The sequence below is a fragment of the Allorhizobium paknamense genome (genome assembly GCF_030815125.1).
Lineage (GTDB): Bacteria > Pseudomonadota > Alphaproteobacteria > Rhizobiales > Rhizobiaceae > Allorhizobium > Allorhizobium paknamense.
Map to the genome: position 1 here is coordinate 628,449 of NZ_JAUSWH010000001.1, position 14,223 is coordinate 642,671.

The window sequence follows — 14,223 nt, forward strand, 5'->3', positions numbered from 1 at the left end:
AATACGAACTGCCATTTTCAATGGCTCTTCGTATTCATCAGGCCTCACTCTCCTCCAGCAACCGCTTCAGCCGTGCCTCTTCCTCATCGCTCAGCCGCTCCGCACGCTTGCGCCCAGCCCCACGCCGCACATAAAGCACGGCCGCAACCGCGCCGATCACCAGCAGCACCCCGGGCGCGCCCCACAGCACCAGCGTCTCGGAGGACATCCGCGGCTTCAAAAGCACGAATTGCCCATAGCGCGATACCAGGTAATCCATCACCTGCTCGTCGCTGTCCCCCTTGACGATCCGCTCGCGCACCAGAAGCCGCAAATCCTTGGCCAGTTCGGCATTGGAATCGTCGATGGACTGGTTCTGGCACACCATGCAGCGCAATTGCGCCGAAAGATGCCGGGCGCGCGCCTCCAGCGCCGGATCGGACAGCACCTCATCCGGATTGACCGCAAAGACGGGCCGCGCAAGGCTCAAGAATAAAAGCGCCAAAACGGCGAAATTCCTCATTCCGCCGCCTCCAGCCCCCTGGGTTGAACGGGTGCCGGCTTGCGGCGCGGCGCGCCCACCCGCAATCGCCGGTCGCTCAGGGAGACGAAACCGCCCAGCATCATCACCAGCGCCCCACCCCAGATGCAGAGGATCCACGGCTTCCACCAGATGCGCACCACCATGCCGCCGCCTTCCATGGCATCCCCCAGCGAAACATAGAGCTGGCTGAGGCCAAAGCTGCGAATCCCCGCCTCCGTCGTCGGCATCCGCCGCGCCGTGTAAAGCCGCTTGGAAGACCACACATCCCCTCGCGACACGCCCCCCTGGCGAATGGTGAAATGGCCGCGATCCTCGGTAAAATTCGGGCCCTTGGCCGAGCGCAGGCCATCATAGGTCAGTGCATATCCGCCCGCTTCCACGGTGTCGCCCGGCTTCATCTCCACCACTTTTTCGGTCTGGAAGGTGGTCACGGCCACAATGCCTAGCACCGTCACCCCAAGCCCGGCATGGGCCAGCGCCGTGCCAAAGGCCGAGCGCGGCAGCCCCACCAGCCGCCGAAAGGCGATCTTAACCGTCTGCTTGCCAAAGCCGCCACGATACCAGAGATCGGCAAAGGCCCCGAAAATCAGGAAGAACCCCGCTGCAAGCCCCAGCACGGCCATCACCGGCCCGCCATTCTCGGCATAATAGAGCCCAAGCCCCAGCAACAGCGAAAGACAGGCTACCAGATAAAGCCGCTGCAAGGCGCCCAGCAGATCGCCCCGCTTCCAGGCCAGCATCGGCCCGAAGGGAACCGCCACGATCAGCGGGATCATCAGCAATCCGAAGGTCAGGTTGAAGAAAGGCGCACCAACCGAAATCTTCTCTCCCGTCAGCGTATCGAGAATGAGCGGATAGAGCGTGCCGATCAGCACGGTCGCGGTGGAGACCGTCAGGATCAGATTGTTGAGAACCAGCGCACCTTCCCGGGAAATCGGCGCAAAGATCCCGCCTGTCTTCAGGCTTGGCGCCCGCAGCATGAACAGAAACAGCGCCCCACCGATGAAGAGCGTCAGAATGCCCAGAATGAAAATCCCCCGGCTCGGATCGCTGGCAAAGGCATGCACGGAGGTCAAGACGCCGGAGCGCACCAGAAACGTCCCGAGCAGCGACAACGAAAAGGTCAGGATCGCCAGAAGCACGGTCCAGATCTTCAAGGCATCGCGCTTTTCCATCACCAGCGCCGAATGCAAAAGCGCAGTCCCCGCCAGCCACGGCATGAAGGAGGCGTTCTCCACCGGGTCCCAGAACCACCAGCCGCCCCAGCCCAGCTCGTAATAGGCCCAGTAAGACCCCATGGCGATGCCTGCGGTCAGGAAGGTCCAGGCCGCCAGCGTCCAGGGCCGCACCCAGCGCGCCCAGGCCGCATCGATCCGCCCCTCCATCAGCGCCGCGATGGCAAAGGAAAAACAAACAGAAAACCCGACATAGCCGAGATAGAGCAGCGGCGGATGCACCGCCAGCCCCGGATCCTGCAGCACCGGGTTCAGGTCCTGCCCCTCCGCGGGCGCGGGATTGAGCCGCACAAACGGGTTGGAGGTCAAAAGAATGAACAGCAGAAACGCGCTCGCCACCCAGGCCTGCACCGAAAGCACATTGGCCTTCAGCCGCATCGGCAGATTGACGCCGAACACCGCGACCATGGCACTGAACAGCACCAGGATCAGCAGCCACAGCATCATCGAGCCCTCGTGATTGCCCCAGACCCCGGAAAACCGGTAGATCGCCGGCATCAGCGAATGCGAATTCTCATAGACATTCAGCAGCGAAAAATCAGAAACGAGATAGGCATGGGCCAGCACGCCGAAGGCAAACAGCACCAAAGCAAACTGCGCATAGGTGCCGCTCACCGCCGTCTGCATCAGGCCGCCATCGCCGCGCCGCGCACCGATCACCGGCAGAATGGAGGTGACGAGCGCCGCCGCCAGCGCCAGCACCAGCGCATAATGACCAAGCTCAATGATCATTTCGTCTCCCCCTCGCCCTTCCACACGCCGTCCTTTTTCATGCGGTCGGCCACTTCCTTGGGCATGTAATTCTCATCATGCTTGGCCAGCACCGTATCGGCATCGAACAGCCCGCCGCCTGCCTCGAACATGCCTTCCGTCACCACACCCTGCCCCTCGCGAAACAGATCGGGCAAAATCCCGGTATAGGTCACCGGCACGCTGCTGGTGCCGTCGGTCACGGAAAAACGCACGGTCGAGCCATTGCCCCGTTGCACCGAGCCTTCCTGCACCAGCCCGCCCAGGCGAATGCGCGTCCCCGGTCCCACCGGCGTCTTGGCCAGATCGGCAGGCATGTAGAAGTAGGACACGGATTGCCCGAAGGCGAAGAGAATGAGGATCACGGCGGCCATGATGAAGCTCATCCCACCCGCAATCACCGCCAGTCTTTTCTGCTTGCGGGTCATTTCAATGCCTCCGTCACCGGCAATCCCATCTGTTCGGCCATGGCGATCAACTGCCGGCCCTCCGCCCCCTCGGCGGGAAAGGCCTTCAGCCCCGCCTTCAGCGCTTCCACGGCCTTGGCCTCGTCCTTCAGCACCGCATAGGAGCGAATAAGCCGCATCCAGCCCTCGAAATTCGCAGGGTCCGCCTTCAGCTTCGCATCCAGGCTTTCCACCATGCCACGGATCATCTGCTGGCGATCCCCGGAAGACAGCGTCTCAGCCGCCGCCACATCGGCCTGAGAAGGATTGCCCGGCGCCTTCGCAGCGTCCTTCGCTGGCTCCTGCGCCAGCGGCCCGCCGCCATTCTTCTCCACATGCCGCGCCACCAGCGGCATCCACGGCGCATCGGCAGGCGAAGCCTCGGCAATCGCCCTGAAGGCATCCAGCGCCTCGCCCTTGCGCCCCGCCTGCTCCAACCCCAGCGCCAGATAATAGGCGGCGCGCGGGTTGTTACGCTCCAGCGCCAGCGATTGCCGGAAAAGCGCCTGCGCCTCGTCGGTCACGATGCCGTCATTCTCAGCCATGAGCACTTCGCCCAGCCCATTCAGCCGGTCGGCCCCCGGCCCCTTCAGCCGCAGCGCGTTGCGATAGGCAAGCTCGGCATCCCCCTGGCGGTTCAGCCGCGCATAGATCGGCGCCAGCAGATCCCAGCCCGCCCCGTCATCGGGATTGTCCATCAGATGCCGCTCGGCCTTCGCCACCAGGAGGTTGATGTCATTGCCGGGATTTTCCAGCCGCGCGGCAAGCGGCTGCGATGGCAGGCCGGGACTGCCCACCAGAAGATAAAGCGCCAGCGAGACCAGAGGCACCATCACCACCACGAAAGCCTGCGCCAGCCCATGCCGGGATTGAGGCTTGGCGGCGGCCCGCGCCCCGCCATCGGTCGCCAGCAGCCGCCGGGCAATTTCCGCCCGTGCGCCTTCCGCCTCCTCGCCGGAAATCAACCCCGCCGCCTTGTCGCGCTCCAGTTCCTTCAACTGATCGCGATAGATCGCCATCGCCGCAGCCTGGGCATCATCCGCCGCCGAAGGGGTTGCCCGGATCAGCGGCAGCAAAAAAGCCGCCGCAACGGCAAAGGTCAAAACAGCAATCACGATCCAGAACAGCATGACCTTGAAACTTCCCGCAGCAGCAAAACCATAAGCCCCGCCGCAGCACTCCCCATTTGAGAACCCGTCACGCTCCAACTGAACCGGACAGGCTCATGCTCCTTTGTTTCCATTTGTTTTTATCGGGAAACCGGCAATTGGCACCCGTCAAAAACGGAGAGCGCGGCCCAACTGGCCCCGCCCTTTCGAAAGACTGTCTATCCCTGTCTGGTGGCGTCAACCTTGACGCAAGTCAAATCAACTTGCCGCATGAGCGGCAATCGGCCACAGCGCTTCGCATCGAGATTTAGCTCTCGCCTCGGATTGGACCGAAAACCCGCTCCCACGCCTCGCTCCGATGCTCCTCAGGTCAGCGGCGTCCAGGTGCCGTCGTCATTGCGGCAGGCAGCGCCGCGCGCCTCGTAGGTCTTGCCTTTCACTGTCACGCTATGGGTGTATTGGCGGCAATTCTGGTTCCCCACCTGATAGGGTGCGGCGGCCACCACCTCACCCTCGGCCCCCTCGTCGTTCCAGTTCATCGCCTGCCCACCGGGCGCCGCCTCCAGCGCCCGATATTCCGCCTCCAGCGCCCTCTGCATCTGCCCCTTGGACAGCACCGCGCCGGTTTTCGAAACAATCCCGCCCTGCAAGGCCGCCAGATAAATCGCCGAACGATTTTCCGTCCGCCCGCCAAACAGGCCTCCACCGGCCCCCTTGGAGGAGACACAGGAAGAAAGTCCAAACAGCACGGCAAGCAGCGAAAGCACCATCGCCATCATGCCTTGGCCGGGAAACTTCAGAGGGGCAGCATCCGTCATACCAGCATTCTTTCAAATCGCATTTGGCTCAAAGACATAAGGACTGACGCCCAAAGTCAAGCACACACTTCACCCCGGCCCTGCCAAGCGCCAATTCGCCACAGCACCAACCGGCAAAAACCCTATCTTTTAATGGGTTACAATCACGCAACACCGTCGCGCCCAATCCCCGGCAACACCAGCCGCGCCATCAGCCCGCCGCTTTCCCCCCGGGAAAGGCCAAGCTTGCCCTGATATTCGGATGTGATTTCCTTGACGATGGAAAGACCAAGCCCCGTGCCGGGCTTGCTTTCATCCAGCCGCCGCCCACGCTTCAGCGCTTCGCCGATCTGGTCCGGGTCCAGCCCCGGCCCATCGTCCTCCACCAGAATTTCCACCCAGTTCTTGCGCCCCGGGTCCAGCCCCGCCTCCCCGGCAGGCAAGGGCCGCGCCCGCACCGTCACCGTGGTTTCGGCATGGCGGGCGGCGTTTTCCAGAAGATTGCCAAGGGTTTCCTCCAGGTCCTGGCTCTCCATGCCCAGCGCCAGCGGCCCCGCCTCCACCGCAAGCTCGAAATTCTTGTCCGGGTTCAGCCGCCGCATCACCCGCACCAGCCGCTCCATCACCGGCTCCAACTCGCAACGTGACAGCACCGATTCGCGCTGCGCGGCAATGCGCGCCCGGTTGAGATAGGAGCCCACCTGCGCCTGCATGGCGGCGGCCTGCGCCTTCACCACCTCGTCATGCGGGCTTTCCAGCACCCGCGCCTCGTTCAAGAGCACGGCAATCGGCGTCTTCAGCGAATGGGCCAGATTGCCCACCTGCATGCGCGCCCGCTCCACAATGCGGCGATTGCTGTCGATCAGCGCATTGATTTCATTGGCCAGCGGCTCGATCTCGCGCGGAAAATCCCCCTCGATCCGCTCGGCCTCGCCGCCGCGAATGCGCTCGAGCGCCCGCCGCGCCCGGTCCAGCGGCTTCAAGCCGAAAACGATGGTGATGGCGTTGACGAACAAACCGCCAAATCCAAACAGCGCCAGCACCGCATAAAGCCTGCGGGAAAAGCCGAGAATTTCCTCTTCCACCACCTTGAGATTGCCGGAAACGCGAAAGCGCGCCGCCCGCCCGCTTTCATCCAGAATAACCTCGGTCTCGGCAATGCGCAGCTTGTTGCCGAAGGTGTCGGTCATCCCGTAAAAGCGTTCATAATTCTGGTCGAAGGGCGCTTCCTCGAAACTCGGCACCGGCAGATTGGTCAGCCCCAGCGAGGTCGAGGCGAGCGGCGCGGCGTTAAAGGAGCCCAGCGGCTCCACCAGCCAGTACCAGCCGGTCCCCGGCTGCGAAAAGCGCAGATCCCCCAGCGCCGGGCTTCCGGTCAGGCTTTCATTGTCACCGACGGAAACGGAATTCACCACATTGTAAAGCTGGGCGCGCAAAAGGTCGTTGAAAGACCGCTCCGCCCCCTGACGGTAAAGCGCCGAAATCACCACGGCAATGGTGACCAGCGCAATCGCATACCAGAGCGTGGCAAACAGCAAAACGCGAAGCGTAAGCGATTTAACCCGCAACATTGTCCGGCGCTTTGATACGGTAGCCCAGCCCGCGCACGGTCTCGATCATGTCCAGCCCGATCTTCTTGCGCAGCCGCCCGATAAACACCTCGATCGTATTGGAATCGCGGTCGAAATCCTGGTCATACATATGTTCCACCAGTTCGGTGCGCGAAACCACCTCGCCCATGTGATGCATGAGATAGGAGAGCAGCCGGAACTCATGCGAGGTCAGCTTCAGCGCCTTGCCCGACAGCGTCACCTTCGAGCTTTTCGTATCCAGCCGCACCGGCCCGCAGGCAAGTTCCGAGGAGGCGTGCCCCGCCGCGCGGCGGATCAGCGCCCGAATGCGCGCCAGCACTTCCTCCACATGAAAAGGCTTGGTCACATAATCATCGGCGCCCGCATCGATGCCCGCCACCTTGTCCGACCAGCGGTCGCGAGCCGTCAGAATAAGCACCGGCATGGTGCGCGCGGCAGCACGCCACTTTTCCAGAACGGTAATGCCGTCCATGGACGGCAGGCCTATATCGAGAATCACCGCGTCATAAGGCTCGGTATCGCCGAGGAAATGACCCTCTTCGCCGTCCATCGCCTGATCCACCACATAGCCTGCCTCTTGCAGAGCCTCGACCAGTTGCCGGTTGAGATTGACATCGTCTTCGACGACGAGAATGCGCATGGGGATCTTGTCTCCGTTATGCCGCGCCTGAGCAATCGCGCCCAGCCCTGCGGTTCTCGATTATCGGGAAACCTGAATGGTCATCTTGCGGGGCCGGGCATTGTCGCCGGAGCCCGGAACCAGAATGGTTATAACGCATTGGCCGCCGGAAAGGCGAACGGAAAGAAGCTGCCCGCCGGAATCTTCCACCGCCCGCGTCGCCGCGCTGCGGCAGTCCACCCGGTCACTGCTGCGGTCGTCCCCGGAATCGCTCTTTTGATTGTCCACCGGCACGACAAGGCGCGATACATCCGGCACCGTCGGCGTGGCCCCGGGCAACATCACCCAGGCCAGCAAAGCCGCCGTAATACTGGCTATGATCGACTTTGATCGCATTTACCGCCACTCGCCGCATGTCTCAAATCCTGTCCTGATTTTTAACCAGCCACGGCTGAATGGCAAATGAATGCCTGGTAATGCTTGCTAAACCCGGAAAATCCCAGGGCCACTTACCCCGGCGGCCTGCCCTTGCCGGTAATAGCCGAGCGCGCCGCAAGCCGCCCGTACAAGGCAACAAGCCCGCCCACCGCACTCGCCAGCGCCATCAACAGATCCGCCATCTGCCCCTGTTCGGCAAGCCCCAGATCGATCCCCGCCACCTGCAACCCACCCGCCGCAATCGCCACCAAAGCCCCCCAGACCGCCCGCGACCCATACCACGGCTTCGTCTCGTTCATCCTTAAATCTCCTTTTAAAACAGTTACTTGAAAATATGAGCAACCGCCGCTTATATCCCCTTCAAGGCGAGGATGCTTACGCATCCTCGCCTTGAAAGAATTTCGAATATCTCAAATGCATCAAGGGCTTGAGATACTCGAAAGGGAATACGAACTGCCATTTTCAATGACTTTTCGTATTACCCCGCCACCCAGATGCGCTCCGCCGCCACGCCCAGCCCATAGCGCCCCACCTGCCGCACCCGAAATTGCAAGGAGGACGCCGCCCCGCCAAAATCCGCGACCTGCGCCAGAAGCCCGTAAGTGTAGGCAGAATCGGTCAGCGTCAGGGTCCGCTTCACCGTCCCCGCCGCATCCATGATCTCCAACTGGTAGCTCTCGCTTTCTTCATCGAGCGGAATATCGCTCGCCGCCCAATTGTCGGCATCGATGCGTCCGCGCCGTACCCAGCTTACGGCAATATCCCCGCCTGCCAGCCGCTTCACGGCAAGATGCGCGGGCGAAAGCGGCGTCTCGGCCCTCAAGCCCCCGGAAAAACTCTCCGGCCCCATCGTCTCCAGCCCCGTTCCCGCCGCCTCGGCAATCAGGTTCAGCGTCAAACCAATCTCGTCGGAGGAAAGCCCAAGCGACAGAACCGCACTGTCCAGCAGCACCACATCCGCGCCGCTCGCCGCCCCCGCCGCCATGGCATCCTCGGTGCCGTAAAGCCCGCGCAACAGCCCGCTCAATTGCCATTCCCCGCTCGACGTTTCCGCCGCCGTGGTAAAAGCCAGCACCTCCCACACATCGTTTTCGGCCCTCACCGCCAGCAGATTGGCCCCGTTCAGTACGCTGAGTTCGGAGGCCGAGGCAAAACTGCCGAAGGCCAGGCTCACCCCCACCGCGTTCGCCCGGTCAAACCGCCCCGAAACCCCCGCAGCCAGCGCCGCCGTCAGCGTCCCCATGGTCGCGGGCCGGGTCAGCACCGCCCGGCTCTCGTAATTTTCCGTCTCCGCAGAGGCCGAAATCACGATTCTGCGCCATGGGCTGGCATAGGCCGCCACCCGCGCAAAGGTCCCCGTCTCCCCATCCTCGAAGCGCGGCAGGTCCAGATAGGTCAGCAAGGGATCGAACCCGGACGAGGCGCGATTGTCCGAGGCGCGGCTGCGGCTTGCCGCTGAAACCGCCACCGCCACCGGCGCAGCCACCTCGCGCAATTCCAGCGCCAGCCCGTCGCTCTCCTCGATCCGCGAAATCATGAAGCGGCCGGCAGGCCCCTCGGCAAGGCTCAGCACATCGCCCGGCTGCAGGGCCAGGTTTTCCGGCCCCAGCGACAGCGTCAAGCCGCGCCGCGAAAGCCGGTGATCGCGCAATTGCGCCTCCACCGCCGCCAGCGCCACCGCCTCATCCATCACCCCCGGCAGGCTGGTGGAAAGCAGCCCGGCGGAACTGTCGGCCACCCGCCGCGACCGCGCCGTCCCATCCTCATAATCCAGCGCCGGATCGTAAAACCCAAGCGCCGCCTGCCCGGAATAATCGCTGGGATCGCCGCGCGTCTCCTTCCACAGCGGCTCACCCTCCTCATCCACAAACGTCTCCACCGCCACCGCAGGCAGGCTCACCGCCTGGCGCGAGCGAAAGGCCAGCACCGCCCCGTCCTCGATCACATCCAGCAGAAAAGCTTGCATCAGCGGCTCGATCAAGCCACGGGCCGAAGCCGCCTCGCCCTGCACATAGCCCGGCAGATCACCGCTGACGGCAGAGACATCGTAATCCGCAAAACCATGATCGCTCAGGATCGCCGCAATCACATCGGCCAGCGTCCCCGCCCCCAGCCTGCCGTTCAGCCAGTGGCCGGTGCGCCAGTTATCGCCATCGGCCCAGAGATCGGTGTCATAGGGAAAGGCCGGAAAAGGCCGGCTGTCCCAGGTCCAGAGAAAGATATGGTCCGCATCCACCATGCCCTCGGGCGCGTCATCGCCTGCCCACCAGGCCAGATGCGCCTCCAGAAACCGCCGCTGCGCCGCATCCGAGCGCATGCCGGAGGAGAAGTAAGGCTGCGCATTTTCCGAGGATTTCTGGTCGGGAAACACATTCGGCTGGTTCGCCCCCCGCTCCACCGCCGGGCAGCCCAGTTCGGTAAACCAGATCGGCTTCATCCCCGCCACCCAGTCCGTCGGCTCGGAAAGCTCCACCCCGCCCACCCGGTTGTAATGGCGGTTTCCCCACCATCCTTGCAGGTCCTTGTAGCGAAACACCCAGTCCTTGCCCTTCAGCCCGTCGGAGATCGCCAGCCTCTGCCGCGCCGCCCGCCCGGCCTCATCGGCATAATACCAGTCATAGCCCTCGCCGGAGGCAATGGCCGCCGTCAGTCCGCTCTCATCTTCCGCCAGCCTGAACCCATCGGGATTGTCGGCGGTAAAATCCGCATCCTGCCAATCGGCAAGCGGCATATAGTTGTCGATCCCCACCGCATCGATCGCCTCGCTTGCCCAAAGCGGATCGAGATGAAAAAACACATCCCCCGACCCATCCTGCGGGTGATAGCCGAAATATTCGCTCCAGTCCGCGCCATAGGTCAGGCTGGTGTCAGACCCCAGCACCGCCCGCACATCTTCGGCCAGCGTCACCAGCGCCTCGACGAAGGGAAAGCGGTTGCCGTCATCGCGCAGCACCGTCAGCCCCTTCAGCTCCGATCCGAGAATAAAGCCATCCACCCCGCCCGCCAGCTTCGCTAGCCGCGCATAATGCAGCACCAGCCGCCGATAGCTCTTCTCACTGCCCTTGTAGAACAGAATGGACCCCAGCGTCGCGAAATCAGAGGCCTTCGCCTCCCCCATGAAGGTTTCCACGAGCGCCGTCACCGCCGCCGTCCCGTCCGGCGTGCCGCTCAGCCCCGGCGCCGGATGGCAGGTGATCCGCCCCCGCCAGGGATAGGCCGCCTGCTCGTCCCCGCCATAGGGGTCCGGCAAACCGTTTCCAGCGGCAATATCCATCATCAGAAACGGATAGAGAAACACCTTCAGCCCGCGCGATTTCAGATCGGCAATCGCCTCCAGCACACTCTTGTCGCAGGGCGTGCCGCCATAGGCAGGCGCGCCGTCACTGCTCGACACCACATAGGCCTTGCCCCGGCTCAAGCCTCCCACCGTCCAGTCACGGCTCTCATTGCGCGCCGCCTTCTCCACCCCCGGCTGAATGGCGCAGTGATCGGCCCTGAGATCGGTCCCGAACCAGCTCACCACCAGCGCCACGCTCTCCAGATTGGGACAAAGCGCCTGCAACTCGTCGAGCGAGGCGGTCCAGTCGGTCGCCGCCGTCAGCGTATTGCGGTTCAGATAAGTCGAACTGCCGTTCGCCTTCACCTTCACCTTGGTGGTCGCATAGCCATGCTCGGTCGCACCGGGAATAATGGTCACGGCACGAATGGCGCTTTCCAGCCGCCCCACCGTCCGCATCACCTCGAATTGCAGCACCGGAATGCGATTGCCGAAATCATCCAGCGGCAGCCGCTCGAACACCACATAGGCCACACCGCGATAGGCCGGGCAGTTTTCCTCGCCCTGCTTGGCGGCAATCAGCGGGTCCAGCGCCTGATCTTCCGCGCCGGTGTAAAAGCGCATCTCCACCTCGGTCAGGTCCAGTTCCTCACCATCGGCCCACACCCGCCTCAGCGCCGAAACCGGCCCCTCGCACAGCGCCAGCGCCACATTGGCATAATAACTATAGGTCTTGGTGGTGGTGCCCGTCGCCTTGCTTCCCGCTCGCTCGGTCGTCACCTCCTCCTCGAAGCGCGTCGCCCAGATCAGCGTGCCGCCAATCCGCGCCGTGCCATAAAGCCGGGGCAGCACCGCCCCCTCGCTCGCCCCGCCGATCCGTGCGGTGGAAAGCCGCGATCCCGTCACCGTCGTGCCGCCAATGATCGCACTGTCCACCGCATAGCCCGCCAGCGCCCCCGCCGCCCGGCCCAATATCGTCCCCACCGGCCCAAAGAGACTGCCAATCGCGGCGCCTGCCGATTGCAAAACCAGTGTCGCCATCACCCACCCCATTCATGAAAGAAAACCATACGGATGCCCCAGCCTCCTTCTCCCCCTCGGGGATAAGGTACCGGCAGGCGGATGAGGGGGACCCAAGACCCCCATACCAAGGCTCGAAGATGCTAACGCATCCTCGCCTTGAAAAGATTTCGAATATCTCAAATGCATCAATGGCTTGAGATATTTGAAAGGGGAATACGAAGTGTCATTTTCAATGACTCTTCGCATCACATCTCCGGAAACCGAAACACCCCCACCACCCGCCGCTGCCATGATGGCACCAGCGCCGAGCGGATCACCGCCGCCTGCTCATAGGCGTGCAGAAACTGCCCGCCCTCCAGCAAAATGCCGAGATGCTTGGCCGCATGCTGCGGGCGAAAGCGAAACACCAGCACATCCCCGGCGTCCGCCTCCGCAAGCCCCGCCACGCCCTGAAAATGCCGCGCCGCTGCCGCCAGCAACCGCTCCTCGCCGGAGCGCTCGGCCCAGTCCGCCCCATAGGGCGGCACTGCCTCCGGCTCCTGCCCGTAAAGCTCGCGCCAGATCCCCCGGATCAAGCCGAGACAATCCGCGCCCACCCCTTTTTCGGAAGCCTGATGCCGATAGGGCGTCCCCACCCACCCCTCCGCCACAGCCAGAACCCGCGCCCCGATCCCCATCCAAGCCTCTCCCGAATTGTTGTGATCGCCCACTGCATAATTCCTTAAATCGGAATCGATTTAAGGTGAAAATTATGCAGCAGATTTAAAGTGTTACAGCGTCCTTTGTGCGTTTGATAAAACGCACGGCGCTGTAGCATTCCCCCTCACTCAAACAGCACAGACCCATCATGCGTGGTCTTGCCGCTCACATAGGAATAGGCAAAATCCGCCCCCGGCATGTGCGGAAACCCGCGAAAATTCGCGGCATTGCCAAAACTGTCGCGACAAGTGGCAAAGCTCCGGTCGCAGCCGATTTCCAGCACCACCGCATCCCCCGCCACCGGCAGCACCTCCAGCGGCAGCCACAGCGTCACCGCAAGGCCCGCATCCGTGACAAGGCTCTCCTCGATCTCGGCCACCACCCCCGCCGCCGCCCCGCCCGTCACCGAAAGCCGCCCATGGCGAAAGGCGCCGTCGTCGCTGCCGCTCACGCCGGCGATCACCAGCCGATCCGCCGCCTCCACCGAGGCAATGCTTGCCACCACCCGCCGCCCGGTCACGCTCATATCGACGCCGCAGCGCCCATCCCCCAGTCGCGCATCGCAGCGGCGGCTGAACAGCCTGCCCTGCTGACGGTCGAGCTTTGCGGCAAAACTGCGCAATTCCGCAGAAAACTGCCCCGCCTGACGGCTCACCTCGCCAATCGTCTGCACCTTCAGCAGCACATGCTCCTCCGGCGCCTGCCAGTTTACCCGAAACACCTCGACCTTGGCCCCATCGAACCGCCCCGCCGAAAGATCGGCCTCGGTGATCGCCGCGCTGGAAAAAGCCCCCGCCACCTCCGAGGCAGCAGCCGAAAGATCGGCCACCGCCTCACCATCGCTCGCCGAAAAGCCGCTCGCCGCGGCAAACACCGTCCCGTCGAAGCTCAGATCGCGGTCGTGATCGGTAAAACCCAGCACCACCCCATCCGTCCGCGTCACCCGCCAGGCCGTGCAAAGCGTCGTCGCCTCACCGGCAATATGGGCGGCAAAGGCCGCAGAAAGCTTGCGCATCTCTTCCCCTTTTTTGTCTCATCATGCTCTGATTTCGATCAGCGGAATGGAGGGAATGCTCCCCGCATTGAAGGCTTCAAGATTGACCTCGATCGTGTCGCTGTCGAAACGCACCGGCACATCGAACTCGAACCCCGCCTGCACCAGAGCGCCTGCAGCAGGCGCCGCCGAAAGCGTTACGATCCCTGTCGTCTGATCGCAGTGAAACCCGTCCGCCGCCAAAGCCACCCCGCCCACGGCCAGTTTCACGCTGCCCGCAACGGGCTTGGCAATGGTCCGCACCCAATTCCCCGCTGCGTCGCCATAGGTCTTGGTCAGCTGAAACGCCGTTTCCACCCCATCGCCCGTGCCGATCACCGCGTCGAAAGCCGTCACCGCCTGGCCCGGCGGCGCGGAGGCATAATCCAGCGGATCGCGAAACCTGAAGCCAATCAGCCGCCCCCGCCGCGCCTCGAAAAACGCCAGCACCGCATAGAGATCGGCCAGCGATTTCACCCCCGATCCGGCATCATAGGAGCGCCGCGAATCCGCCCAGCGCTGGTTGCGGCTCTCCCGCCCGTTGGAAAGATTGACAATATCCGTCCGCCGCCCCGGTCCGCCGCTGGTCGATAGCGACACCCGCAACGGAAACCGCACCTCATGAAACGCCTCGGCCATTCCCGCTCACCCCGTCTCTCCACAGCCCCTGCAACACGTCCCT

The 14,223-nt window shown here is 63.3% G+C and carries 13 protein-coding genes; all 13 read right to left on the reverse strand.

The window, feature by feature from the left end:
- Window positions 1-37: 37 nt before the first annotated feature.
- Window positions 38-502, reverse strand: a complete 465-nt coding sequence (locus tag QO005_RS02940) for a cytochrome c-type biogenesis protein (protein WP_307156449.1) — start codon at window positions 500-502, stop codon at window positions 38-40.
- The gene (locus QO005_RS02945; RefSeq protein ID WP_307156450.1) at window positions 499-2,490 is read right to left on the reverse strand and encodes a heme lyase CcmF/NrfE family subunit; all 1,992 of its coding nucleotides are present in this window, start codon (window positions 2,488-2,490) and stop codon (window positions 499-501) included. The genes QO005_RS02940 and QO005_RS02945 overlap by 4 nt, the downstream gene beginning before the upstream one ends.
- On the reverse strand, window positions 2,487-2,936 hold the full coding sequence (gene ccmE, locus QO005_RS02950; RefSeq protein ID WP_307156451.1) for a cytochrome c maturation protein CcmE: 450 nt from the start codon (window positions 2,934-2,936) through the stop codon (window positions 2,487-2,489). The genes QO005_RS02945 and ccmE overlap by 4 nt, the downstream gene beginning before the upstream one ends.
- Entirely contained in the window at window positions 2,933-4,084 is a 1,152-nt protein-coding gene (gene ccmI, locus QO005_RS02955; RefSeq protein WP_307156452.1) for a c-type cytochrome biogenesis protein CcmI, read from the reverse strand. The genes ccmE and ccmI overlap by 4 nt, the downstream gene beginning before the upstream one ends.
- 344 nt (window positions 4,085-4,428) lie before the next feature.
- Window positions 4,429-4,881, reverse strand: a complete 453-nt coding sequence (locus QO005_RS02960; protein ID WP_370877988.1) for an RT0821/Lpp0805 family surface protein — start codon at window positions 4,879-4,881, stop codon at window positions 4,429-4,431.
- A 143-nt stretch (window positions 4,882-5,024) separates the two neighbouring features.
- Complete coding sequence (locus QO005_RS02965) at window positions 5,025-6,428, reverse strand: sensor histidine kinase (protein ID WP_307156597.1); 1,404 nt, start codon at window positions 6,426-6,428, stop codon at window positions 5,025-5,027.
- The gene (locus tag QO005_RS02970; protein WP_307156453.1) at window positions 6,418-7,092 is read right to left on the reverse strand and encodes a response regulator transcription factor; all 675 of its coding nucleotides are present in this window, start codon (window positions 7,090-7,092) and stop codon (window positions 6,418-6,420) included. Before QO005_RS02970 ends, QO005_RS02965 begins: the two co-directional genes overlap by 11 nt.
- 60 nt (window positions 7,093-7,152) lie before the next feature.
- Entirely contained in the window at window positions 7,153-7,467 is a 315-nt protein-coding gene (locus tag QO005_RS02975) for a hypothetical protein (RefSeq protein ID WP_307156454.1), read from the reverse strand.
- A 113-nt stretch (window positions 7,468-7,580) separates the two neighbouring features.
- Window positions 7,581-7,808, reverse strand: a complete 228-nt coding sequence (locus QO005_RS02980; protein ID WP_307156455.1) for a hypothetical protein — start codon at window positions 7,806-7,808, stop codon at window positions 7,581-7,583.
- A gap of 179 nt (window positions 7,809-7,987) precedes the next feature.
- The gene (locus QO005_RS02985; protein ID WP_307156456.1) at window positions 7,988-11,827 is read right to left on the reverse strand and encodes a baseplate multidomain protein megatron; all 3,840 of its coding nucleotides are present in this window, start codon (window positions 11,825-11,827) and stop codon (window positions 7,988-7,990) included.
- Between the two features lie 227 nt (window positions 11,828-12,054).
- A complete protein-coding gene (locus QO005_RS02990) occupies window positions 12,055-12,486 on the reverse strand; it encodes an NlpC/P60 family protein (protein ID WP_307156598.1) in 432 nt (143 codons plus the stop codon).
- 146 nt (window positions 12,487-12,632) lie between these two features.
- Complete coding sequence (locus tag QO005_RS02995; protein ID WP_307156457.1) at window positions 12,633-13,523, reverse strand: phage/gene transfer agent baseplate hub protein; 891 nt, start codon at window positions 13,521-13,523, stop codon at window positions 12,633-12,635.
- Between the two features lie 21 nt (window positions 13,524-13,544).
- Window positions 13,545-14,180 carry a DUF2460 domain-containing protein gene (locus tag QO005_RS03000; RefSeq protein ID WP_307156458.1) on the reverse strand — a complete coding sequence of 212 codons (636 nt, stop codon included), beginning with the start codon at window positions 14,178-14,180 and terminating at the stop codon, window positions 13,545-13,547.
- Window positions 14,181-14,223: the final 43 nt, after the last annotated feature.